The following is a 24,369-nucleotide window of genomic DNA, read 5'->3' on the forward strand; positions in this document are numbered from 1 at the left end:
TAATAATAAAATTTAAATATTTATTATTTAATATAATAAAAATAAGCATATTATTATTAAATTTAATTATATTAATTATTTTTTTTAAATAAATGCTTCGAATTTTATTAAAAAGGTTAGGGTAGAATGAAATTGAAAACAAAAGTTAAAAAATTGGCATTGTCATTAACTTTATTATTTGTTTTAATCATGGTTATTTCATCGGTTTGTGCACATGATTTGGATAATCCAACGGATAATTTAATTTGTAGTGATGATGGAAGTATTGAAAGTTCAGATAGGGGATCTGATTCAAAATTAGCTTATTCTCAAAGCACTTCAGGCGCATACATTAATTCTGATCAGGAAGATATTACAATCACCAAAGGAGACACGCCCAATGGTTCTGGCTCTCTTGTAGATATTGATGGAAATAATCATGATGGTGAAGATTTTCCAATAACAATATCTTCAAATGAAAAAACAGCATCTCGGGAATTATCAAATCATAAAATTAGTTGTAATTTCGATGATTCTTTGAATTTTATTGCAAGCGATAATCCATATAGTATAGAATTTGCTCCTGATGAATCTGAATACGGATCGGGATATTTAGAACAAGGTTCATCTGATCTGGACAAATCTTGGGTGAAATCGACTGTAAAATCAAGAGTAATTGAACCTTCATTAACATATGAGGGGGTTGTTTCTGGTGATGTAGAGGTAAATAGTACAAATCCTTGGACAATTAGTGGGGTACTTAATTATACAATTCCAAATAATGCAAAAGAAATTAAAAATGCAATAATATACATAAATATTTATTCTGGTAGTGGTAGTAATCCGAATTATGCTTTGGATTCTAATGCCAGTATTACAACTATCAACGGCAATGTGAATCTTGGATATGAGGAACTATTGACTTTAGAATGCAGTCCGGATGCTACTGTTTATACACTTAACGGTCATGTTACAAGAGTTTATTCAGATTATCAACTTCTTTATAATGTTACTGAAATAGTCAATGGTTTAAACGGAACTTCAGTATCTGTTAATGTTGATTCTATTCAAAAGGAGGGTTATCAGTTTGATGGTAGAATTAAATTAATCGCTTTATTATTAGCTTATGATGATGGAGATGAAGATATAATTAATTATTGGGTTGATGCTAATCAGAGGTACACAACTGAAAGCATGAATTTAGAATTTGATACTTCTTCTATAAAATACGTTGATGAATCAATGTGGAAGAATATTCTTTTATCAAGTGCAGAGGCAAGCTATAAAATTAATTCACAACCGGTTGATGATGCATTGGTACATGTATCTGGTCAGTATTATCAATTCAATAAATGGAATGTAACTGAAAGTCTTACTCCGGCTACTAAAACAACATTAACTTATTCAAATAATGGGTTTTCAGCAAAATCAGTTCTTGCGGTTTTAACTGTAAAAACCCACGAAGATCCAACTGCTGAAATCAATAGCATATCTCCGGAATATTCCGGAATTGCTTATCCTGGAACTGTTAATGCATTGAATATAAAAGTTACACCAAGTAGGACAGGTAAATATATTATCCGGCTATTGGCTGATGATGTAGTTGTAAATACTACAGAATTTGATTTGATTGGTGGTCAAAATACATTAACAATCATTGACCCAACAATTAGGGCCATTGATGAAACAACTGTTTTAAATAACAATAATAAAAATGTTAATTGGACAGTTGAGGTGGGTTACGGTGAAAACACAATCGCTACTAAAAATTTAACTGTTAAAATATTATATAATGGGTATTTGGGCAGTGAATATGCTTATGGTATTGATGGTTATGATTCATTAATGAATATTTCCTTCACCGGAGATGTTGTTGTTGATATAAAAGGAGATTCAACTTATATGTCTTCTGGTAATAGTGCAAGAACCGATGTTTGGGATGTTAATTTAGACAACAATTCAAATATTGCTGGCGGATTTATTATTGTTCCATATAATTGGTTTAATTATGCAAATGGTGCAAATGTTGAAAATAGTAACATGATTAATGCCACATTTAACGGACACTCTTTAACTGCTATCGCATTTAATCATGATAATCCAAATTTAGGATGGAACTATGGGTATGGATCTTTAATTTATGATGTAAGTGGTTTAATTAATTCTTCCGGTGAAAATTCTTTAGTTTTAAATAGGATAATCGGCGATCCTGCTTTAAATCCAAGTATTTTTGTTTACTATTATAACACTACTGGAAGCACAACACTTAAAAACATGTACATTGTAAAGGGATATGATTTATTTAATAATAGGTTTAATAAAGCAAATAGAACCAATCAAGCTAAATCTATAATAAATGTAGAATCTAATAAAATAACTAATGCAACTATTTATATTTTTGCAGCTGGTGCTGATAAAACAGACGGACATGTTGTTGTAAATGGGGAGATATTTGAAAATTGTTGGAATGGCGGTTCTAAAACTACTGATTTATTCCAAACTGATGTAACTAGTATTGTTAAGGATTCGAATAATGTATCTTTTGTATGCACCGGTGAGACTATTTCTTCTTTAGCTCAATTTATTGTAACATCTAAAGATTTTGCTCAGGTTACCGCTTCGATGAAAGTATTACAAAACACTAAAAACATTATTTATCCCGAGTTTAATAATACATTATCTATCACTGTTAATACAAATAAGGCAGGTAGATATACATTTAATTTATTAGCTAATGGATTAATTGTCAATACAACTGAAATTGATTTAAATAATGGTAATAATACTTTAAGTTTGGTTGATCCTACAATTAGGCCATTGAATGAATCTGCTAAATACATTGGATCATCTGGTAGTTATAATAATGTAGATTATCAACTTCAAGTTTTATTCAATGAAGAAAAAGTAGGTGAAACTTCTTGTCAGGCTATTGTGTTATATAATGGTTATCTTGGTAAAGATATTTATAATGAAACTGGTTTAGAGCCATTTTATAATGCCACTATTACAGGCAATATTGTTTTCTTAACAAATGGAACTTATGCCTCTGGTATCAATAAATATGATTTAACAAACTTCACTGTTAATTTAACAGAAAAAGATTTAATTGTTAAAGCATTTTTATATGTTACATATACTTATGGTGGAGCTAATGACAATATTGACATGTTCATTGTCACTTTAAATGACAATAAATTGAATCCTGTCTTTTTTGCCCGTGATCAAAGTAATTTAAAATCCAATACTGGATCAGGTGTTGTTGTTTATGATGTAAGTAATTATATCATAAATGGTACTAATGTATTGGATTTAAATAAAACAGGTTCTGCAGGAGTTTATCCAGCAACTTTAGTTTATATGTATAATACTACTGGCAGTAAACTTATAAAAGAAGTTTATATTTCTAACGGAGCTGATTTATTAGGTACTTATGGGGGATTAAACAACCCTATTCAAGTTAATTCACTCATCAATGTTGATTCATCAGGCATGATTAATGCTACTGCTTATATTTTCGCTAATGGTGCTGTAGATGGTAGAGGTACTGTTGTAATAAATGGGGAAAGTGAAAGTCATCCGTGGAAGGGTTCATCTTTATCAACAGATTTATATGTAAAAGATATGACCTCTACAATTAATGATAAAAACAATATTTCCGTAATATTCAGCGGAACTTCTGGCAGCTTTACAGTATTGCAACAAATCATTGTTTTAACCAAGAAGGTTCCTGAAAAACTTCCAACCAAAATTATTGCTCCTAGTGTAAAAACAGTTTATAACTCCAATAAAAAATTAATTGTAACTTTAAAAGACAGTAATGGAAATTTAATTGCCAATGCTAAGATTACCATAGTTTTAAATGGTCAATCTAGTGAAATAATTACAAAGGAGAACGGTCAAACTAGTTTATCTATTCCAAGTAAATTATCTCCAAAAGACTATACTGTAAGCATTTCATATGATGGTGATGAAACACATATTAAATCCACCGCTATTACAAAAGTTATAGTTAAAAAAGCAACTCCTAAACTAATCGCCAAAAAGAAAACTTTCAAAGCTAAAGAAAAAATCAAAAAATATAAAATTGTTTTAAAAGACAATGGATATAAGGCTATGAAGAAAGTAAAGGTTAAACTCAGAATTAAAGGCAAAATCTATAATGCAAAAACTAATTCTAAAGGTAAAGCAGTCTTTAAGATTAAAAAGTTAACTAAAAAAGGAAAATACACAGCTAAAGTTATATTTAATGGTAGCAAATGTTTTAACGCAGTAAGTAAAAAAGTCAAAATCTATATTAAAAAATAGGGATGGCTCTCCTTCCCTATTCTTTCTTTTTTTACAAAATTATTTTAATTAAGTTTTATAAACTATCTTCATGAAAGTTTTTGGAATTTGTGCAAGTCCCAGAATTAATACAACAAATCATGTTTTAACTGAGGCATTAGATAAATTAAGTGGGCATGGTTTTGAAACAGAATTGTTTAATTGTCAGGCTAAAGATCTTAAACCATGTCTTCATTGTGATTATTGTTTAGAGCATAAAAAATGCATTATACAAGATGATATGGGGGAAGTTTATGAAAACCTCCAGAATTCCGATGGAATTATTCTGGCCACTCCAATTCAATCTGGTTCTATTTCAGCAAATTTATCAATAATTATGGATAGGACTCGAGCTCTGGAAGCTATTGATTATAATTTATTGAGAGGTAAAATCGGTATGAGTATTGCTATTGGTGGCGATCGTACTGGTGGTCAGGATTTTGCTCATTTAGCCAATATAACTTATTTTATGATACATGGCATTATTCCTGTTAGTGGCGGACCATTCGGTTCTAATTTAGGTGCATCTTTTTGGTCTCAAGATTCTTTAGATGGAATTAAGAAAGATGAATATGGTATGGAGTCATTAAACAGGACTTTACATGAGTTTGAAAATTTCTTAAATAAATATATTTAAATACTATAATCAAGTTAAAATACATTAAAAACTTTTTTTTAGGTTATAATATGGCTAATAAGTTGATAAGAGGTAGTTTGATAATTCTCATAGGTAACATAATTTTTCGTTTAGGTGGTTATGTTTATCGTTTTTTAATGGCTATACTTTTAGGCCCCACTGCCTATGGTATTTTAGGGATTACTCTTCCGTTTCAGGGAATTTTTCAGACTTTATCAGCTGGTGGGCTTCCTCCTGCAATAGCTAAGTATGTTGCTGAGTATGAAGCTATTAATGAGCATGACATGGCTCGTCACACGATATATACGGCTTTAAAAATAATGATATTTTTAGGTCTCTTCTTTGGAATTTTAATGATTTTCGTTGTTTCTCCATGGTTGGCTTATGGGTATCTTGAAAAACCGGCAGCATTAATACCTTTACAGATTGTTGGTCTTATTACTCCGTTTAGTGTTATTGTCGGTGCTTTTAGAGGAGCATTTCAGGGCGTTTATAAAATGGAGTATATTGTCTATACTCGTGCTGTTGAACAATTGGGGATGATTCTATTTGCTACTGCTTTTGTTTTAATCGGTTTGTCTACTGTTGGGGCTCTATGGGGTACAGTTTTAGGTTATTCCTTATCTGTCGTGGTTGCAATTTATATTTTTAAAGTTCATATGCCTAAATATATTCCAAAACTCAGTGAAAACTTTGTTTTTACAAGAAAAGATGAATTAACGCTTGTCGGAACTTTAGTTAAATTTTCAATTCCGGTTATTATCACAGCTATTGCAGAAATGCTTATTTATAATATTTGTACTATTGTCATGGGCAGATTTTTAACTTTTGAGGATATTGGATTTTTTGCAGCAGCAGATCCTATCGCACGTTTGCCGTTAATTATTTCTATATCTATTGCAACAACAATTTTGCCTGCTTCTTCGGAAGCTTTTAAACTTAAGGATAATCTAACTTTGCAGAAATATGTTTCTGAAGCTTATAAATATTCATTATTATTTGTTGTTCCTATGTGTGTAGGCCTTGCATTGTTCGCTTCTCCTACTTTAAGAATTTTATATTTTAAAAATCCGGCTTATGTTGCAGGTGCATCTGCTTTGGCCATTCTTTCCATTGGAATGACATTTTATTCAATATTTGCTATATCAACTAGTATTATTCAGGGTATTGGCAATCCGAGGATTCCTATGTATATTTTAGTTGGTGGAACTATTGTAACTGGAGTTTTAAATTGGATTATGGTTCCTAGTTTAGGTATTGCTGGCGGTGCATTGGCCACCAGTATTGCTTGCTTTTTAATGATGGTTCCATGTATTTATTTCGTATTCAAATTAACTAAAACAAAGGCTCCGACAAAATCCATTGTTAAAATATTGATTGCATCATTAATAATGGGTATTTTTGCATTAATTATTCCTAAAACTACTTTATACTTGTTCCCAAGCATTTTTGCTTGTATTATTCTGTATTTCTTTGCATTAATTTTAGTTAAATTCTTCCAAAAAGAAGATATTGATAGTTTAAGGCAATTGTCATCTAAATTAGGTCCGATTGCTAAGATTGTTAATAGATTACTGAACTTAATTGAAAAATTAGAATTTAGATAAACGAAAACTTATTTAAATGTTATTAATATAAATAATAATATTATATTTCGGGGGATTTATAATGACTGATGTGAGTGCAGGTGTTGAATATAAAATTAATGTCGATGGCAATTCTTTTTTATTAGATAATAAAAAATACAATTTACTTGTATCTATATTGGAAACCGGTTCTTTAACTGCATCGGCTAAGAAAATCGATGTTTCTTATAGGACTGCATTAAATTATATTGATAAAATTGAATCAACACTCGATGTTAAAGTTGTAACTACTACAAAAGGTGGAAAAGGCGGAGGTGGAGGAACCTCATTAACTGAAGAGGGTTATTCTATCTTAAAAGAATGTAAAAAGATTAATGCTATTATGGAACTCCATAAAGATGTTAATGAAATTGAAGCTGAAGTTGTCGATATTAAGGATGCTAAGGGCATAATGACAATTAAAAATGAAGAATTTCAGATTAATGCTCCATTAAATAGAAATTACGAAATCGGCGACAGGATATTAGCTTTAATTAGTTATGACAATATTTTTTTAATGTTAGAGCCACAAACTTCCAGTATCCGTAATATTTTAGAAGGTCAGATAATTGAAATGAGACTTGAAAGCGAGATTATTCGTGTTAAAGTCAATGTTGGTGGGGTTATATTATGTTGTGATATTACTGTATCAGCCGAAAAAGAATTAAATCTAAACATCGGTAAATCAGTTTACCTGGGATTTAAAGCTATGTCTGTTGCAACTTTGAAATTATAACATTTAAGAGGGAGTAGTTAATGTTACAAATTTTAGTTGATGAAGATAAATGTATCGGTTGTGGAAAATGTGAGGAGATTTGTCCTAAAGGAGCTAAAATTTGGAAAGTGGGGCGAGTTGCACGTATATTGGATTTAAGATATTGTCACGTTTGCACACTATGTGCTATGGAATGCCCTACAGACTGTATTAAAATCATACGTCCAGGTGAAGAAGACTAAATTATTGAAGCTAAAATTAATATTTTAATGGGTTAGATTATGACTAGAATTGCAAATGTTTCAAGAAAAACATCAGAAACAGATATTCAAATTAAAATGAATCTAGATGGAACTGGAGTTTACAATATTTCAACTGGTATACACTTTTTCAATCACATGCTAGAATCGTTTTCCAAACATTCAATGATTGATTTGGATGTTAAAGCACTAGGGGATCTTGAAATAGATGATCACCACACTATAGAAGATGTTGGAATTTTATTAGGCGAAGCTTTTCTTGAAGCTATTGGTGATAAGAAAGGTATTAAAAGAATGGCTCATGCAATTGTTCCGATGGATGAGTCAGTATCGACTGTCGCAATCGATATTAGTGGACGTAGTTATTGCAACATGTTTTTAAACTTTAAAAACGAAAAAATCGGAGACATGACCTCTGATATTGTAATACATTTTTTCGAATCCTTTGCTTCATCAGCAAAATTAAATATTTATGGTGCCGTCGAAGGGGTTAACGATCATCACAAGGCGGAAGCTGTTTTTAAAGCATTCGCTAAATCTCTAAAAGAAGCTATTAAAATTGAGCATGATCAAATACCTTCTACAAAAGGCATATTGTGATTAATGGATAGTGGGTTTGCTATCTTTTTAACTTATTTTATAAAATTAGACACTTTAAACTAAAAAAATAAAATGAAAGTAGCAAAGTTTGCTACTTATTCTGGTTTTGAAATTAAATTTGTTTTACAACCAGGATTTCCTTCTTTCATATGTGGGGTTCTTAAAACAGTATCATTTGCTTTTTCGATATCTCTTGCTTCTTGTGCTAAGTTAGCAGCACATGCAGCGATTTCATGAGCAGCAGCCACTAATGGAATGAAGTTTTCGAAACCTTTGGTCATGAAACAACCTTTCATGTCTAAGTTTGCAACAGATCCAGCCATTTCATATGCAGCAATAGCCTTAGCTTTTGCATATGGGTTTTCAAATCCGCCAGCTTCTGCAGCCTTTTCAGCAGTAACAATAAGTTTTGGCAATTCGATTTCTCCAGATTCTGCTTGTTCGATTACAGTATCAATGGTTTGTTGTACTAATCTTAAAGCACCGGTTTCTGCGAGAACTTTTAAAATGTCAGCATTGAAAATAGCCATTTCGGTTGGGTCTAGCCATTCTCTTTTAGCACCAATCATTGGGTCAGACATTACAATGATGTAACCTAAACCTTGTTCGTCCATTTCATCTTTTTTACCTTTACCTGGTGCATCACCAACGATAATTGCTGGAATATCTTTTGCAGATAAGAGCTCTCTTGCTTTAGCTGGTCCAGGTGCTCCTGGGTTAGGGCTTATGAAAATTGCGAAATCTGGTTTGAAATCGTCTATTTTAGGCACGACGTCTTCTACTTGTTCAGGATTCATTTTCGCACCAGATCCAAATGTTCTTACATCGATATTTGGTCTGTCTGCTCTTTCGTCTAACAATAGGTCAATTACTGGGGATGTACCAATATTCCCACTTTTAATAATAGCAATTTTTACTACCATAATATTAATCTCCTTATTTGATAATTAAAATTTTAATCTAGAATGTATTTAAATTTTATTATTTGTTTTTTAACTGCTTATTTTGTTATATTTTTATTAAACAATCAGTTATTATTAAAACAAATTTATTTAACTTAAATAACCTTATTCTTCATGTTAAATCATTATAAATGATATGGAAGGTAAAAAATGCTCTAAAAGTGAAAATATCATTTAAAAATAGAAATCAAGTGGTTCCGACGAGACTCGAACTCGTGATCCCCTCCTTGTAAGGGAGGTATCATACCACTAGACCACGGAACCAACAAGCAATGTTATGAATTTACTAATATATATACTTTTCTATTTTTCAAATTGCCTCTAAGAAAATTTTATTACTTACTAAAAATAAATAAATAAACTGGTGATAAAATGGCATGGGATGACAAGCAAACAAAAGTATGGTTTGATGGTGAATTAGTTGACTGGAAGGATGCAAATATTTCAGTACTTTCACATGTAGTTCATTATGGAACTAGCGTTTTTGAAGGAATTCGTGCATATAAAAATGACAATGGAGTAGCAGTTTTCCGTTTAGAGGAACATGTTCAACGTCTATTCGACTCAGCAAAAGTATATAAGATGGATATTCCATTCACACAAGATGAAATCGCAGAAGCAATCTTAGAAACTGTCCGTGTAAATGACCTCGATGGATGTTACATACGTCCAATTGTATTTAGGGGTTATGGAGAACTTGGTGTAAACCCATTAGGATGTCCGGTAAATGTTGCAATAGCTGCATGGGAATGGGGATCATACCTTGGAGAAGAAGGTATGGCTAATGGTGTAGATATTGGTGTGTCCTCTTGGAGAAAACCGGCTCCGGATACTTTCCCAACACTTGCAAAATGTGGAGCTAATTACATGAACTCCCAACTTGCAAAATTGGAAGCTATAGATAATGGATTTGATGAAGCAATCATGCTTGACTATCAGGGACATGTTTCAGAAGGTAGTGGGGAAAACATATTTTTAGTTGAAGGGGAAAGATTATACACTCCGTCCATGTCATCATCTAACCTTAAAGGAATCACAAGGGATTCAATCATGACTATTGCAGCTGATTTAGGTTATGAAGTTGTTGAAGAAACAATTTCCAGGGAAAGATTATACTTTGCAGATGAAGTATTCTTCACAGGGACTGCAGCTGAAATCACTCCTATTCGTTCAATCGACCGCAGGACTATTGGATTTGGTAAGAGAGGTCCGATTTCTGAAAAATTACAAACTGCTTTCTTTGATTTAGTTGAAGGCAAGTCTGAAGATAAATATGGTTGGTTATCATATATCTAAGTGGTGTAAATTATGGATATAATTCAAGGAATAATAATCGGTATTGTTCAGGGATTAACTGAATTTTTACCAGTTAGTAGTTCGGCACACTTGGTATTTGCTCAAAAGTTATTGGGTGTTGAAAGCTCTCTTGCTTTTGATATTTTTCTTCATTTGGGAACTTTAATTGCAGTATTATGGTTCTTTAGAGGGGATATTTATAAAATGCTTAAATCTTGGTGGTTAAGTATTGGAGATATCCTTCAAGGAAGATTCAAGCAGGGTTTTATGGAGGATCCTTATAAAAGACTTGCATGGTATGTAATTCTTGCAACAATTCCTGTAGGTGTTGTAGGGGTGTTATTTGAAAATTCTGTCGATGCATTATTTGCAGGTGCATTGTATGTTCCGGCATTCTTTTTATTTGTAACTGGTACTATATTATTCTTGTCTCAAAGAATGACTAGTGGCAATGTTAATTATGATACAATTACAAAAAAAGAAGCATTATTCATGGGATTAGGTCAAGCATGTGCAATATTGCCCGGTCTTTCACGTTCAGGAACAACCATAGCTGCAGGTTTAACAATAGATCTTGATAAAGAATTTGCAGCAAAATTCAGTTTTATATTATCAATACCGGCTATTTTAGGTGCTTTTCTGTTACAGGCTAAGGATATTGGTTCTACAATGGATGCAAACTTCTTACCTGTATTTTTAGGTTTTATTGCATCAATTATCGCAGGATATCTCGCAATTAAATGGATGCTTGATTTAATACAAAATAGGAGTCTGGATATTTTTGCTTATTATTGCTGGTTGATGGGTTTAATAGTATTTATGGGTTCAATTGCCCATATTTTTTAAAATTAAAAAATTATAGAGATTTGAATTAATCTCTATTTACATACTTTTTCTATTTTTTTTCTTAATCTTTCAACTGAATTTCCTAACACTAATGCTGCAAACATTGCCCCCCCTGCTCCGGCACCTTCTTTAACAAATCCGGTTAAATAATTTTTCAATCCCTCGTGCTGTGATTCTTCAAATCTCGGGTCAACTACATTTACAGTAATATTGTCATCAATTTGCTTTAATATGCCGAATAAATCTGCAGTTTCATCATTTGCAACAAACACCGTAGTTACTAGGTTGATTCTTGAAAAGTCAAAAGTAGGTTGGATGGATTTTATAATAGCACAAACGGCAGCCATTTGCGTTCCTCCTGCTAATATGATTGGAACATCAGAACCTAAAACTAATCCTGCAATAGCTGGAAGTGTCGGGTCACCTACAGCACCAATAGCTTGCATCGCATCTGCTTCACCGGGGGTTATTCCGGCATTTTTCAATCCTTCATCAACAGTTTCTGATTTTAAATCATGGGGGTTGTATGGCATACTGCCGCTTACTTTTTCATTAGCTTCATAACCTAAGGCTTTTAGGACTCCTAATGCGGTTGTTGTTCCGGCAGGAATACTTTCGCCGATGATTAACATTTCATGTCTCTGGGATAATTCCCCACCTAAATCCTTACCATTTTCAAAAATTTCTAGGGGATTTAAAATACCTTTTCCAGTTCTAATGTCTCTTCCGTATTCTTTTCCAAAACTTACATATTCAACATCTGGTTTGATTTTGGATCCTGCATCAATAATAACAAATGGGATATTTGCAAGTTGAAGTGCTGCTTTTGTAAGTCTTGCAGGGGTTGGTGCAGATGCTCCGTCAACAACGGTTTCAGCAGCAGTTTCTGTACATCTTACTTCACCTAATACCATAAATTCAACATCAGCCGCCGGTGTATATTCAGTTAATTCCGCACTAGCTCCAGCTCCAGAAATTCCTTCAATTTTAGAGGTTTCTGTTGTCCCTATGTTGAGTAAAAATACGGTATCCTCTTCTACTTCTTGTAATTTTTCGATCAATTCAGTTGAACCATATGTGGTTATTCCATCAATCATTGTTTTCACCTTGTTTTTTCAACAAATCAATAATTATCTTATTTTGATTAATAATTTTTTTGTTTTGGAGCATGATTTTCTTTAACATCTCTTCTTGTGATAATTCATCATCAGTTTTAAATGTTTGCCCATCTCTTGCTCTTGGAGGGATTTTTATTTTATCTTTTGGAGGAAACGAACTACTTGGGGATTGTTTTAAAGGTATTGATCCTCTTGAAGCACTATCTTCTTTTGATACATAATCCACATATCTGTGAGTTACTTTATTCTTCCCTCTCTCCTCTAAAAGTTCCATCAATCTTTCATCAACTTTATCAATGCCAATCAACTCTTCCTGTTCTATTTCGTGTATTAACCTTTTTTGAATATTGTATGCATTGTAAATAGGTATTCCTCTTGTTGCACATTCGTTTTTAAACATGTCATTTATGTTAATATCACCAGTCAATTGTTTGACTCTTTTCTGTTCTAATGTATTAGCACTATAAAATCCCATATTTTAACTTTTGTATTTTGAATTTAAAAAATATTTTTATATTTTGGAATTATAATAATTAATTAATTAAATTTTTTAGTTGATTGTTTTGATAAGTTTAGGCATTGAAGGAACTGCAGAAAAAACTGGTATAGGCATCGTTGATAGTGATGGTAATATTTTAGCTATGGCTGGAAAGCAGCTATTCCCAGAAGAAGGAGGCATCCATCCAAGAGTTGCTGCTGAACATCATGCAGAATGGATTCCTAAATTAATACCGCAGGCTATTGAAGAAGCGGACTTAGACTATTCTGATATTGATTTAATTTCATTTTCACAGGGGCCTGGTCTTGGCCCGGCTTTAAGAATCGTTGCAACTTCTGCCCGTAGCTTATCATTATCACTTAAAAAACCAATCATTGGAGTTAACCATTGCATTGGTCATGTTGAAGTTGGAAAACTTGACACTGGTGCAATTAATCCTGTTTCATTATATGTAAGTGGTGGAAACAGTCAGGTAATTGCTCATGAAAGTGGAAGATATAGGATATTTGGTGAAACCTTAGATATTGCCGTTGGAAATTGCCTTGATCACTTTGGTCGTGAAATCGGTCTTGGACATCCCGGAGGGCCTGTTATTGAAAAACTGGCTAAAAAAGGTTCATATATTGATTTGCCTTATATTGTAAAAGGTATGGACTTTTCATTTTCAGGATTGCTGTCTGCAGCACTTAGGGAAGCTCAAAAAGGAACTCCTATGGAGGATGTTTGTTTTTCACTTCAGGAAACTGCTTTTTCAATGCTTGTTGAGGTAACAGAGCGTGCACTGTCTCACACTCAAAAAGATGAAGTGATGTTGTGCGGTGGAGTGTCAGCTAACTCAAGATTACGTGAAATGCTTAAAACAATGTCGGAAGAGCATGGTGCTAAATTTTACATGCCTGAAATGAAACTTTGTGGGGATAATGGTGTAATGATTGCATGGCTAGGTCTTTTAATGTGTAATGAGTTTGGACCGATGGATTTATCCCAAACTGGAATTATTCAGAAATTTAGAACTGATGAAGTGGATATTCCATGGATCGATAATAGCAAAAGTTATTTAAAATTGTCTGATGACTTAATAGCTAAAGGTGCAGAATCAAATATTGTCAAAAGTCAATATTTAGGCCAAAAAGCTGTTATTAAAGACCGTATTGTAAAAGGTTATAGGATTTCTGAAATTGATGGCAAAATTAGAAAAGCAAGATGCAGGGAAGAAGCTAAGTTATTGTCTGATGCTAAACGTGCAGGTGTTAAAACTCCTGTGTTGTACGATGTTGATTTAGCAAGAAAGGCCATTGTCATGGAAGAGATTGAGGGAGTAATGGTTAAAGATGTAATTGATGAGGATTTGGCATTTAAGATAGGTGGTGAGATAGCTAAACTTCATGCATTCGATATTATTCATGGGGACATTACCACTTCAAATATTATGCTGCAGGATGATAAACTGGTTTTCATTGATTTTGGCCTTGGAAGATACTCCCAACTAAAGGAAGATAAGGCTGTTGATTTGCTTGTCTTAAAAAAATCTTTGCAAAGTATTGACTATAAATTGGCGGTCAAATTCTTTAATTGTGTTTTAAAAGGTTATGGGGATGAATTTATCTTTAAAACAATTAATGACATCGAGTTTCGTGGAAGATATACACATTAATTAAGCAAAGATATAATAAAAATTACTATTAATAATTAAAAATATGATAACATTTATAACTGGTAACGAACATAAAGTAAAAGAAGCAGAGAATATTTTCAAAGATTATGACATTACTTTAGAGCATATTGATTTAGGTTACACGGAACCTCAGGGAAGTCTTGAGGAAGTGGCTATATCAGGTGCAAAATATGCTTGTCATAAATTAAGAAAACCTGTGATTGTTGAAGATGCTGGTTTATTCATTAAAGCTTTAAATGGATTTCCTGGAACTTATTCCCATTATGTTCAGGATACTCTAGGCAATCAAGGAATTTTAAAGTTATTAGCAGATTCCTCTGACCGGTATGCCGAATTCAGGTCAGTTATTGGGTACTGTGCCCCCAATTCTGAGCCCAAGATCTTTTTAGGCAAAGTCAAAGGAGAAATCGCAGTTGAAGAAAAAGGAGATTTAGGATTTGCTTTTGATCCAATTTTTTATGTCCCTGGTGAGGGTAAAACATTTGGAGAACTTACAACTGATGAAAAAAACCAATTTTCACATAGAAAAAATTCTTTAGAGAAATTTATCAAATGGTATTCTACTAAAGAGTGAATTTTATATTTATTGGGCTTATCTAAAAGAATATATAGAGGTTATATTATGTCAAGACCAGAATGGGTAACTTATAGTGATGAAGAAATTGAAGAAATGATTTTAAAGTTTAACAGAGAAGGTAAAAGCACTTCTGAAATAGGTATTATCTTAAGAGATCAATATGGAATTCCATCAGTTAGTGATGTAACTGGTGAGAGAATCACTCAAATTTTAAAAAGAAATGGTCAAGCTGGCGAATACCCGGAAGATTTATTAAACTTAATCAGAAGGGCGGTTAACATCAGAGACCACTTGGAAGAAAATCCTAAAGATTTACATTCTAAAAGAGGATTGACCATTATTGAAGCTAGGATTAGAAAATTAGCATCTTATTATGTAAATGAAGGTGCTTTACCAGAAGGTTGGAGATATAATCCAAAAGAAGCAGCACTCCTTGTTAAATAAATCTAGTGAAGCAACCAATATGCTTAAGGAGCATATTGACAATGATAGTGTTGTTAGATTAATTTCTCACAACGATGCTGATGGCATATCAGCTGCGGCAATTATAGCTAATGCTTTAAAGGAGGAGGATGTTCAATTCCACACTACTCTTGTTTCACGTTTAAAAGAGGATATTGTAAATCAACTTAGAAGTGAAAAATATGATTTATTTATTTTCTCTGACATGGGAAGTTCATTTATTAAGGAATTCAACACTTATAAACATGATGTTATAGTTGCTGACCACCATCAAGTGGATGATACTGAATCTGACAGTAATGTTGTCCACATCAACCCTCATTTATTTGAAATTGATGGCAGTAGAGATTTGTGTGGTGCGGGTTCTGCTTATCTTGTGGTTCGTGATTTGGACAAAAAACACTTGGCATATTTTGCTCTTGTTGGAGCATTTGGTGATATGCAAGGTCAAAACGGTTTTACAGGTATTAACAGATTAATACTGGATGATGCTATTGCAAGTGGAAATGTCGAAATTCATGAAGGTTTGAAAATCGTATCAAAAGCAACAGAACCTATTTATAAATCTTTAGCTTACACCTTCTCACCACCTCTTCCAGGAATAAGTGGTGATTTGGAAGGTTCTCAGGAATTTTTAGAAAAAATGAATTTGTCTTATGGTATCAAATTCACAGACTTGGAAGATGAGGAAAAAGATTTATTGAAAGAAGCTTTAATCAGTGTTAATCCTGAAATTTTTGGAGATTGTTACACTCTTCCAAAAGAAACACCAATGCTTAAGGATTTAGAAGAATACTCTTATATTCTTGATGCATGTGGCAAGAATAAAAAACAAGGTCTTGGTTTAAGTATTGCACTTGGGGAACGTGAACAAGCTCTTGATGCAGCTTTAAAACTCCAATGTCAATATCGTGATCAAGTTGTTAAAGGCCTTGAATGGGTTAAACGTGAAGGGGCTCAACAATTGGAATCTATTCAATACTTGTACTCGGAAGATAAAGTATTAAAATCTGTAATGGGTACTATTGCAAGTATTGGTCTTTCTGTTCAACTATTGGATAATTCAAAACCAGTTATAGGATTGTCACACCTTCATAATGATATTAAAATATCCGGCAGAACAACTCGTGACATGGTTGCAAGGGGTGTTGATTTAGGTCAGGCATTAAGAGATTCTTCTGCTAATTTCAATGGAACTGGCGGAGGACATGATATTGCGGCTGGTGCCATGATACCATATGAGGCTAAAGATAATTTCCTACACTTAGTTGATGAGATGGTTGAATATCAATTAAGTAATGATTAATATGTTTTTAACAAAAAAAGAGCAAGAAATGTGTGATGGGGAGTATGGAGAAACTATTAGAAAAAGTATGGATATTCTTGTTGCATTGGGGGATATTTATGGTGCTTCTAAGTTAGTTGACATTACTTCTGCTCAAGTATCAGGCGTTTCTTATAAAACAATCGGAGATGCAGGTTTAGAGTATTTGCAGGATTTGGCTAGTGATGGATCTGGAAAAGCAGTTATAAATGCTTCTTTAAATCCTCCTGGAACTGATTTAGATAATTGGAAAGAATTAGGTTTTCCAGAGTACTTTGCAGTTAAACAAAATGAAATTGTAGATGCTTATGCTGAATTGGGAATTTCTAAAACTTGTACTTGTACTCCATATTTGGTTGGCAATGTTCCAAGATTCAGAGACCATGTTTCATGGTCCGAATCTTCAGCTGTTGCATATGTAAATTCAGTTATTGGAGCTCGTACTAATCGTGAAGGTGGTCCAGCGGCTCTTGCAGCAGCTATTGTGGGTAAAACTCCACTTTACGGATTCCATTTGGAACAAAATCGGAAAGCAAACTTGGTTGTTAATGTGTCCGCTGAATTAAGTGGCGCTGATTTTGGTGCATTGGGATATGTTATTGGTAAATTTGTCGGAGGGGGTGTTCCTTATTTTAAACTACAAAACACTCCAAACAACAATGACTTAAAAACTTTAGGTGCAGCACTTGCATCTTCAGGTTCAGTTGCACTTTATCATGTGGATGATGTGACTCCGGAATATAATCTTGCAGGCGAAGAAGATGTTGAGGATATAATGTTTATTTCTGATAAGGAAATTGCTGAAACTCGTCAGAAATTAACAACAACTGATCGCCAGCCTGATTTAATTTGTCTTGGTTGTCCTCATGCATCACTTGAAGAAATTAAACAAGTAGCAACTATTGTCCAAGGCAAAACCATTAAAAATAAATTGTGGATTTGCACCTCGGTTAGTGTAAAAGCAACTGCTGATAGGATGGGTTACACTAAAATAATTGAAGATGCAGGTGGAAATGTTGTATGTGACACTTGTATGGTTGTAGCTCCTATCGAAGAAATGGGCTTTGAAGTAATCGGTGTAAATTCGGCAAAAGCAGCAAACTATGTTCCATCAATGTGCGGACTTGATGTTGTTTATAATGATGTAGAAAACCTTATTCAATTCGAATAGGTTTTCCCAATTCTATTTTTTTAAAAATTTAAACTTTAAATTTAATGAAATCTATACATTATAACTAGAAATTGTGAGGATACTATTTATGAATTATTTAGTTGTTGGCGCTGGAAATGCTAGTCGGCCTGTTGCAAGATTACTTAATTTTTTAGGCTATGATGTTACAGTAACTGATTTAAAGGATATTTCAGAATTTAAAATTGAATTTCAAAGAAGCTTACTTGAAATGGAAAAAGAAGGTGTTAAGTTAGACATGGCCAATAAAGGCCCGTCCATTGAAGGTTTTGAAGCTGTTTATATGCCTCCCACTTTGCCGGATTCTGCTCCAATAGCTCAAAAAATTAAGAGTTCAGATTTAAAAGTTTTAACCAATGAAAAATTCTCTAGAATTGTCAATGATTTAATTCCAGCAGACATTGTTGGAATAACAGGAACAATGGGTAAAACCACCACTACATTTATCACAACAAGCCTATTTAAACAAGCGGGATATAAAGTATGGGCTTGCTCATCACTTGTTAATAATTTAGTTTCAGAAGCCATTGTTGATGGCATTGTCAAAGGTAAAGCTCAGGAATGTGATGTTGCAATTTTTGAACTTCCTCATGGAACCATCGGTCTTTTAAATTCTTTGGATATTAAGATAGGTCTTTTAACAAATATCGCTGAGGATCACTTGTCCGAGTTTGGAGGTTCACTTGAATTATACAGGCAACGCAAATTAGTTTTGGAGTCCATGAGCGAAACATTTATAGCAAACAACTCATGTTTTGATATCATTAGTCCTCAAAGAAAGGATGCATTATATTATGCATTGGATGAAGATGTTGATTTTAAAGGTAGTGTTGGGGATGAATCCTTAACTGTGCATTATAAAGATGGTTCTTTTACTACGCCATTCCACATGATGAGCTACTTTTTTGAAAATTCTGTCGGAGCAAGTGCTGTAGCACTAACATATGGCATTAAAAAAGAAGACATAATTGATGCTTTAACTGTGTTTAAAGGTCTGCCGGCACATATGGAAGATGTTGGCATCTACAATGGGAGAAAAGTAATTTTGGATTCCGCATTTTTATATGATGGGATGAAAATCACTCTTGATTACTTTGAAGATGAAAATGTAGTGTTGTTCTTGGATCATTTTGATACATTATCTGTAAGGGACAAGGCGGAAGTTGGTCAATTAATAAGTAATTATAACATTAAGGTTGTAATAGCTAGTGGATTTAATGAAGTAACTCAGAAGGTTGAAATACAAGCGGCTCATGAGATTTTAGATGCAATAACAAATCCTAATATTAAAAAGATAGCTGTTGACGATATTCAAGTTGCTGCTCAGGAAACATTAAAATATTCCGAATCTGGAGATATTATTCTGCATATGGGACCACTTATAGCATATGATAGACTAACTACTGTTGATAAAATCATGAAAGGACTTGAAATGGGAAGTAAAAAATATGAATAAAAATAAAACCTTCGGAATAATAGGTGTTTGCGGTGCAAACGGTAATCTGATTGCAAGAATCCTAAAACAAAGAGGATATGATGTTATAGGAACTGATTTATCATTCAAAAAGGATTGCCTGTTTGCAAAATCCCTGGAAGGTTATGATATTGAAGTCTTTTATGGTAAAGCTCCTGAATCATTTTTTAAAAAGGCAGATGTCATTATTCCTCCTGCAAGCTTATCAAAGGATTCTGAAATAATTAAAAATTGTGAAAAACCAATTTTGGAATTAACTGATGTCATTGAGATGATACAACCTGAAAAGCCAGTATTCGGAGTTACCGGAACTAATGGGAAAACAACCTCAACATCACTGCTTAAAAAAATTGCTTATGATAATGGGATAAAGCCATGTGAACATGATCTTGAAGGGATGCAGGGTAATGCAGAATATATCCCAATTCTACAGTCAAGATTAAATGGAGATGTGGCTATTATTGAAGTTGGAACATTTGGGGTTCCTGGAACTGTTGGAAGAATAGTTAATAATACTCAAATGTCTGGAGGCATTATTACAAACATTACTCCAGACCATTTAAATGACCTTGGAAGCTTCATGGATTATGCTAACGTTAAAGGGGAATTCATTAAGGAGCTTGGAATTGGCAAGTTAATTGTCAATGGTCAGGATCCAACCATTGTCGGCCTTTTGAAAAAACTTGATTTTAAAGGGGAGATTATAACCTTTGGAGTTGATGAACTTCCAGATTCAATTGGTATGAAGGAATGCGTTTGCGGACGGGAGATCGCTGTTAAGGAAATCATTTCCGGTTGTGGATATTACTTCTGTCAATGTGGCATAACAACTCCTCAGGTGGACTACATTGCGACCAATGTTGATTTAACTAACAGGACATTCGATTTGCATACTCCAACTGAAAAGTTAACAGTTAAAATGGGTGTTGACGGTCTTCATAATGTTTATAACTTAACTGGAGTCATAATTGCTGCCCATGAATTTTTAAATCTTCCATATGATAAAATATTACCGAGTATTGCTGGTTTCAATGGTGTAAGTGGAAGAATGGAAGAGGTCGGTAAAGTTAAAGGAAAAGATATTTTCGTTGACTATGCACATAATCCTGCAGGGGTAGAAACAGTTTTAAAAGAATTTAAAAAGTTATTCGGTGACTTTACCACTGTCATTACCGTATCTTCTGAGTCAGGTTATGCTGGAGATTTGGATATATTCAATAGTGTTTTAAAATTCTCAAAATTCATTGTTCCGGCTTCTGTAGCTTCACAAAAAATTGCGCTTGAAAAATTAAAGGATAATCCAAAATTAAATGACAGAATCTTTTTAAATCATGTTGATGAGTTTGAAAAAACAGGAACATTGGGAGCTTCCAAACAGGAGGTTAAGGATGGTTTAAGAAAAGCATTGAATTTGGATTGTGAAATGGTAATAGCTATTGGTGAGGCTGCCACCAAATTCAAATCTATTGTTTTTGAATTATGATTCACAAGTTTTAGGAGGAAATCTGATCACTATTGCAGCTTTTCTGGAATGGTGAACACTTCAAAAGTGGAGTTATCGGCTGTTTGATATATTATCTAATTCATTTGCATATATTAATTTTTGTTTCAAATCAATTGGGTCTGTTAATTCTACTTTACCAGCAATTTTTAGTAAGCATCAATACTGTTCAAATGCTCTCTGTTAATATATTAATAATACTTAAAACAATATGTTAATAGAAAAGGGTTTAGGTTTTATTATGGCTAGTTATATTAATCATCCATTATTGAGAAAAGATGCAATTGAATCACGTCTGTATCAACAAATTTTGGCAGGGGATGTATTAAAAAAAGGAAATACTATGGTTGTTGCACCTACAGCATTAGGTAAAACAATTGTGGCTATTTTGGTCGCCGCTGACAGACTAAACAAGGTCAAAAATTCAAAAGTACTAGTTCTAGCCCCTTCAAAACCTTTGGCAATTCAGCATGAGGAAAGTTTTAAAGATTTCATAGCTCTTCCATGTAGCTCAATAACCGGAGCTGTTACAACAGATGAGCGTGTTAAAAAATGGGAAGAGTCAAGAATCATCTGTGCAACTCCACAAACCGTTGAATCAGATTTATTAAACGGCAGGTATGATTTAAGTAATGTTTCATTAATTGTATTTGATGAATGCCATCATGGAATTGGATCTTATTCTTACGTATACTTGGCATCAAGATATATTCAAGAATCTAAATTTAACCTCATTTTGGGATTGACTGCTTCTCCAGGTTCGGATAAATACAAAATCAAAGAGGTATGTGAAAATCTGTATATTCAGAATATTGTTGTTAAAACTGAAGATGACCCTGATGTAAAACCTTACTTTAATCCAGTGGATATTGATTGGGTTAAAATTAAGATGAGCTCTGAGCTATTAAAAATTAAAGAAAATGTTGATAAATCATTAAAAGTAAGACTCAAGGCTCTAAAAAATATGGGCATTATTAAAACGGTTTCTGTTGGTAAAGTTGATATCTTAAAGACAAGAGGGAAAGTTCAAAGTGAAATAGCTCGCTCAACAAATCCTGATAAGGAATTATTTAGGGCAATATCTATTTTAAGTGCTGTAATCAATGTTCAGCATGCTCAGGAACTAATAGAAACTCAGGGAATTCAAACATTTAATAAATATGTTGACCGTTTGCGTAAGAAAAAAACAAAAGCGGCTAAATCTTTAATGTGGGATGATAACTTTTCACATGCTGTCAAACTTGCAAGGGAAGCTGAAAAACATGGTTGGGAACATCCAAAACTACGTGAAATAACTAAAATCCTTAAACAGGAATTAGGTGATGATGGCCAAACTAAACTCAAAACCTCTCGTTTTGAAGATAAAAATGATGAACACGCTTCTAAAATTATTGTATTTACACAGTACCGCGATACACTTGAGATGATACATCAGAAACTTGAAAAAGAAGGGATTAAATCGGTTAAATTCTTTGGTCAAGCATCAAAGGACGGTGAAAAAGGTCTTACTCAAAAACAACAAAAAGCAATTATTAAATCATTTAGAATGGGGGAATATGATGTATTGCTTTCAACAAGTGTAGCTGAAGAGGGTATTGATATTCCTGCCGTTGATTTAGTAGTGCTGTATGAACCAGTACCTTCTGAAGTGCGTATGATACAACGTCGTGGCAGAACCGGCCGTAAAAGAACCGGTCGTGTAAAAATCTTGATTACAGAAGGAACTCGTGATGAAGCTTATTATTGGTCAAGCATTAGAAAAGAAGACAACATGAAAAACCAATTAATTGATCCTGAGGTATTGGAGGAATTAAATGCATCAGCAATTGAGAGAATGGAAAACCAAACTAGTATAAAGGTAATTGACAGGCCTAAAAAAGAAAATGATTTTCCCGTTGTTTATGCTGATTCTCGTGAAGGGAATTCCAAAGTGATTAGGCATTTGACTGAAATGGAACTTAATGTTAAGGTTCGTTCTATGTCTGTTGCTGATTATCAGGTAAGTGATGAGGTAGCTATTGAGAGAAAAACTGCAAAGGATTTTGTCGACTCAATTATTGATAAAAGATTGTTTAAACAAGCTAAAGAATTGGCTGAAGAGTTTAAACATCCAATATTAATCCTTGAAGGTGATGATTTGTATAATGGTATGATCAATCCAAATGCTATTAGGGGATCAATGGCATCAATTGCAATTGATTTTGGAATTAGCATTATTCCTACAAGAAACTCTCAGGATACTGCAGCCATGATAAAAAGAATAGCTGTTCGTGAACAAAATGGGGAGAGAACTCCAATTCAAATTAGGACAGATAGAAAACCAGTTAGTTTAATGGAGCAACAATTGTTTATTATTGAATCCCTGCCTAATATTGGTCCGGTTAATGCTAAAAACTTATTAAAACATTTTGGAACTGTATCAAATATTATGAATGCTTCTGAAAGTGACCTGCAGGAAGTGGAAGGTATAGGTAAAAAAACAGCTAGGGATATTAGAAAAGTCATTGATTCAAAATATCTCTATTTTGAAAATGAAATTAAAGAAAAGAAACTTCTCTAGAAGTTCTCTTTCATATATTCATAACTATTTTCAATGGAATCGTAATCATTTACTTCAATGATGTAGATGCCATTATAATTTTTATCCTCCAATGCACTGACAATATGATTTAAATCAATTGAGCCTTCACCTAATGCAAGGTGAGAGTCATCATCACCAAAATTATCATGGATATGTATGTGTTTAATCGAATCAAAAATCATCTCGTCTGGGGAATGTCCTGCATGGACTGCATGACCAATGTCTAATGTCATATACAGGTCATTGCTTTCAAGAAAATCGGCCAATTCATTAACATTTTCAAAAAGCATACTTTCAAATGCCGGCATGTTCTCAAATGTTGTTAAAATTCCTAAATCCTCACCATATGCTCCAAGTTCAACCATTGACTCTTTAGCATAACTGTCCACTTTATTTTTAAAGTATTTATTTGGTAAATATGATGTAACTCCAGGGTGGACAACAACCGCTTCTGCATTAATTCTATTTGCCAAATCTATAGAGTCTTTGATTTGTCTGACCGAATTTAATCTACTTTGATTTTGCAAGCTAGCAATATTAACATCCATAAATGGTGCATGAATTGTATATTTAAGATTAAAACTTTCAAGCACTTCCCTATCTATTGTTTCTTCTGGGAATTGATGAACTAATTCAGCATAATCGAGTCCTAGATTTTCGATAAATTCCAAAGTATCTTCTAAACTATATTTTATTCCTGCTAATGTTGACGCTCCGATTTTCATA

General features: G+C 33.2%; 20 protein-coding genes and 1 tRNA gene. 16 read left to right on the top strand and 5 right to left on the bottom strand.

Annotation, left to right across the window (positions count from 1 at the left end; genetic code table 11):
* Positions 1-126 precede the first annotated feature (126 nt).
* From Q9969_RS04630 to hisB, 6 genes are all read left to right on the top strand, one after another.
* Positions 127-4,284 (top strand): DUF3344 domain-containing protein, encoded by a 4,158-nt coding sequence (locus Q9969_RS04630; protein ID WP_305554945.1) that lies wholly within the window; start codon positions 127-129, stop codon positions 4,282-4,284.
* Between the two features lie 70 nt (positions 4,285-4,354).
* Positions 4,355-4,939: a flavodoxin family protein gene (locus Q9969_RS04635; RefSeq protein ID WP_305514023.1), complete on the top strand. Its 585-nt coding sequence runs from the start codon at positions 4,355-4,357 to the stop codon at positions 4,937-4,939.
* Between the two features lie 50 nt (positions 4,940-4,989).
* Positions 4,990-6,546, top strand: a complete 1,557-nt coding sequence (locus Q9969_RS04640; protein WP_305554948.1) for a flippase — start codon at positions 4,990-4,992, stop codon at positions 6,544-6,546.
* A 61-nt stretch (positions 6,547-6,607) separates the two neighbouring features.
* Complete coding sequence (locus Q9969_RS04645) at positions 6,608-7,300, top strand: TOBE domain-containing protein (RefSeq protein WP_305514027.1); 693 nt, start codon at positions 6,608-6,610, stop codon at positions 7,298-7,300.
* Positions 7,301-7,320: 20 nt separating this feature from the next.
* Positions 7,321-7,521, top strand: coding sequence for a 4Fe-4S binding protein (locus Q9969_RS04650; RefSeq protein WP_305514030.1), 201 nt, complete (start codon positions 7,321-7,323; stop codon positions 7,519-7,521).
* 39 nt (positions 7,522-7,560) lie between these two features.
* On the top strand, positions 7,561-8,139 hold the full coding sequence (gene hisB / locus Q9969_RS04655; RefSeq protein WP_305514032.1) for an imidazoleglycerol-phosphate dehydratase HisB: 579 nt from the start codon (positions 7,561-7,563) through the stop codon (positions 8,137-8,139).
* 95 nt (positions 8,140-8,234) lie between these two features.
* On the opposite strand, the gene Q9969_RS04660 is transcribed toward hisB, so the two are convergent.
* A complete protein-coding gene (locus Q9969_RS04660) occupies positions 8,235-9,062 on the bottom strand; it encodes a F420-dependent methylenetetrahydromethanopterin dehydrogenase (protein ID WP_305514033.1) in 828 nt (275 codons plus the stop codon).
* A 231-nt stretch (positions 9,063-9,293) separates the two neighbouring features.
* Positions 9,294-9,365, bottom strand: a tRNA-Val gene (locus tag Q9969_RS04665).
* A 108-nt stretch (positions 9,366-9,473) separates the two neighbouring features.
* Here Q9969_RS04665 and Q9969_RS04670 point away from each other — a divergent pair.
* Positions 9,474-10,397 carry a branched-chain amino acid transaminase gene (locus tag Q9969_RS04670; RefSeq protein ID WP_305514036.1) on the top strand — a complete coding sequence of 308 codons (924 nt, stop codon included), beginning with the start codon at positions 9,474-9,476 and terminating at the stop codon, positions 10,395-10,397.
* Positions 10,398-10,409: 12 nt separating this feature from the next.
* On the top strand, positions 10,410-11,243 hold the full coding sequence (locus tag Q9969_RS04675; protein WP_305554951.1) for an undecaprenyl-diphosphate phosphatase: 834 nt from the start codon (positions 10,410-10,412) through the stop codon (positions 11,241-11,243).
* Between the two features lie 32 nt (positions 11,244-11,275).
* On the opposite strand, the gene cobT is transcribed toward Q9969_RS04675, so the two are convergent.
* Positions 11,276-12,340 carry a nicotinate mononucleotide-dependent phosphoribosyltransferase CobT gene (gene cobT, locus Q9969_RS04680; protein ID WP_305514040.1) on the bottom strand — a complete coding sequence of 355 codons (1,065 nt, stop codon included), beginning with the start codon at positions 12,338-12,340 and terminating at the stop codon, positions 11,276-11,278.
* Positions 12,333-12,836 carry a hypothetical protein gene (locus Q9969_RS04685; protein ID WP_305514042.1) on the bottom strand — a complete coding sequence of 168 codons (504 nt, stop codon included), beginning with the start codon at positions 12,834-12,836 and terminating at the stop codon, positions 12,333-12,335. The genes cobT and Q9969_RS04685 overlap by 8 nt, the downstream gene beginning before the upstream one ends.
* A 79-nt stretch (positions 12,837-12,915) precedes the next feature.
* Between Q9969_RS04685 and Q9969_RS04690 the strand changes: the two genes are divergently transcribed.
* The 8 genes from Q9969_RS04690 (at position 12,916) to Q9969_RS04725 (ending at position 23,622) form a co-directional block, all read left to right on the top strand.
* Positions 12,916-14,514, top strand: a complete 1,599-nt coding sequence (locus Q9969_RS04690; RefSeq protein ID WP_305554954.1) for a bifunctional N(6)-L-threonylcarbamoyladenine synthase/serine/threonine protein kinase — start codon at positions 12,916-12,918, stop codon at positions 14,512-14,514.
* A gap of 43 nt (positions 14,515-14,557) precedes the next feature.
* Positions 14,558-15,109: an XTP/dITP diphosphatase gene (locus Q9969_RS04695; RefSeq protein WP_305554957.1), complete on the top strand. Its 552-nt coding sequence runs from the start codon at positions 14,558-14,560 to the stop codon at positions 15,107-15,109.
* Between the two features lie 48 nt (positions 15,110-15,157).
* Positions 15,158-15,556: a 30S ribosomal protein S15 gene (locus Q9969_RS04700; protein ID WP_305554960.1), complete on the top strand. Its 399-nt coding sequence runs from the start codon at positions 15,158-15,160 to the stop codon at positions 15,554-15,556.
* A complete protein-coding gene (locus Q9969_RS04705; protein WP_305554963.1) occupies positions 15,546-16,880 on the top strand; it encodes a DHH family phosphoesterase in 1,335 nt (444 codons plus the stop codon). Before Q9969_RS04700 ends, Q9969_RS04705 begins: the two co-directional genes overlap by 11 nt.
* Before the next feature lies 1 nt (position 16,881).
* Complete coding sequence (locus Q9969_RS04710; RefSeq protein ID WP_305514051.1) at positions 16,882-18,069, top strand: aconitase X catalytic domain-containing protein; 1,188 nt, start codon at positions 16,882-16,884, stop codon at positions 18,067-18,069.
* Between the two features lie 88 nt (positions 18,070-18,157).
* On the top strand, positions 18,158-19,543 hold the full coding sequence (locus Q9969_RS04715) for a Mur ligase family protein (protein ID WP_305554966.1): 1,386 nt from the start codon (positions 18,158-18,160) through the stop codon (positions 19,541-19,543).
* Positions 19,536-21,044, top strand: coding sequence for a Mur ligase family protein (locus Q9969_RS04720; RefSeq protein WP_305514055.1), 1,509 nt, complete (start codon positions 19,536-19,538; stop codon positions 21,042-21,044). Before Q9969_RS04715 ends, Q9969_RS04720 begins: the two co-directional genes overlap by 8 nt.
* Positions 21,045-21,303: 259 nt before the next feature.
* Positions 21,304-23,622, top strand: coding sequence for a DEAD/DEAH box helicase (locus tag Q9969_RS04725; RefSeq protein ID WP_305514365.1), 2,319 nt, complete (start codon positions 21,304-21,306; stop codon positions 23,620-23,622).
* Here Q9969_RS04725 and Q9969_RS04730 read toward each other — a convergent pair.
* The gene (locus Q9969_RS04730; RefSeq protein ID WP_305514057.1) at positions 23,619-24,368 is read right to left on the bottom strand and encodes a sugar phosphate isomerase/epimerase; all 750 of its coding nucleotides are present in this window, start codon (positions 24,366-24,368) and stop codon (positions 23,619-23,621) included. The genes Q9969_RS04725 and Q9969_RS04730 overlap by 4 nt on opposite strands.
* Position 24,369 lies beyond the last annotated feature (1 nt).

The sequence above is a fragment of the Methanobrevibacter sp. V74 genome, from assembly GCF_963082495.1.
Classification (GTDB): domain Archaea; phylum Methanobacteriota; class Methanobacteria; order Methanobacteriales; family Methanobacteriaceae; genus Methanocatella.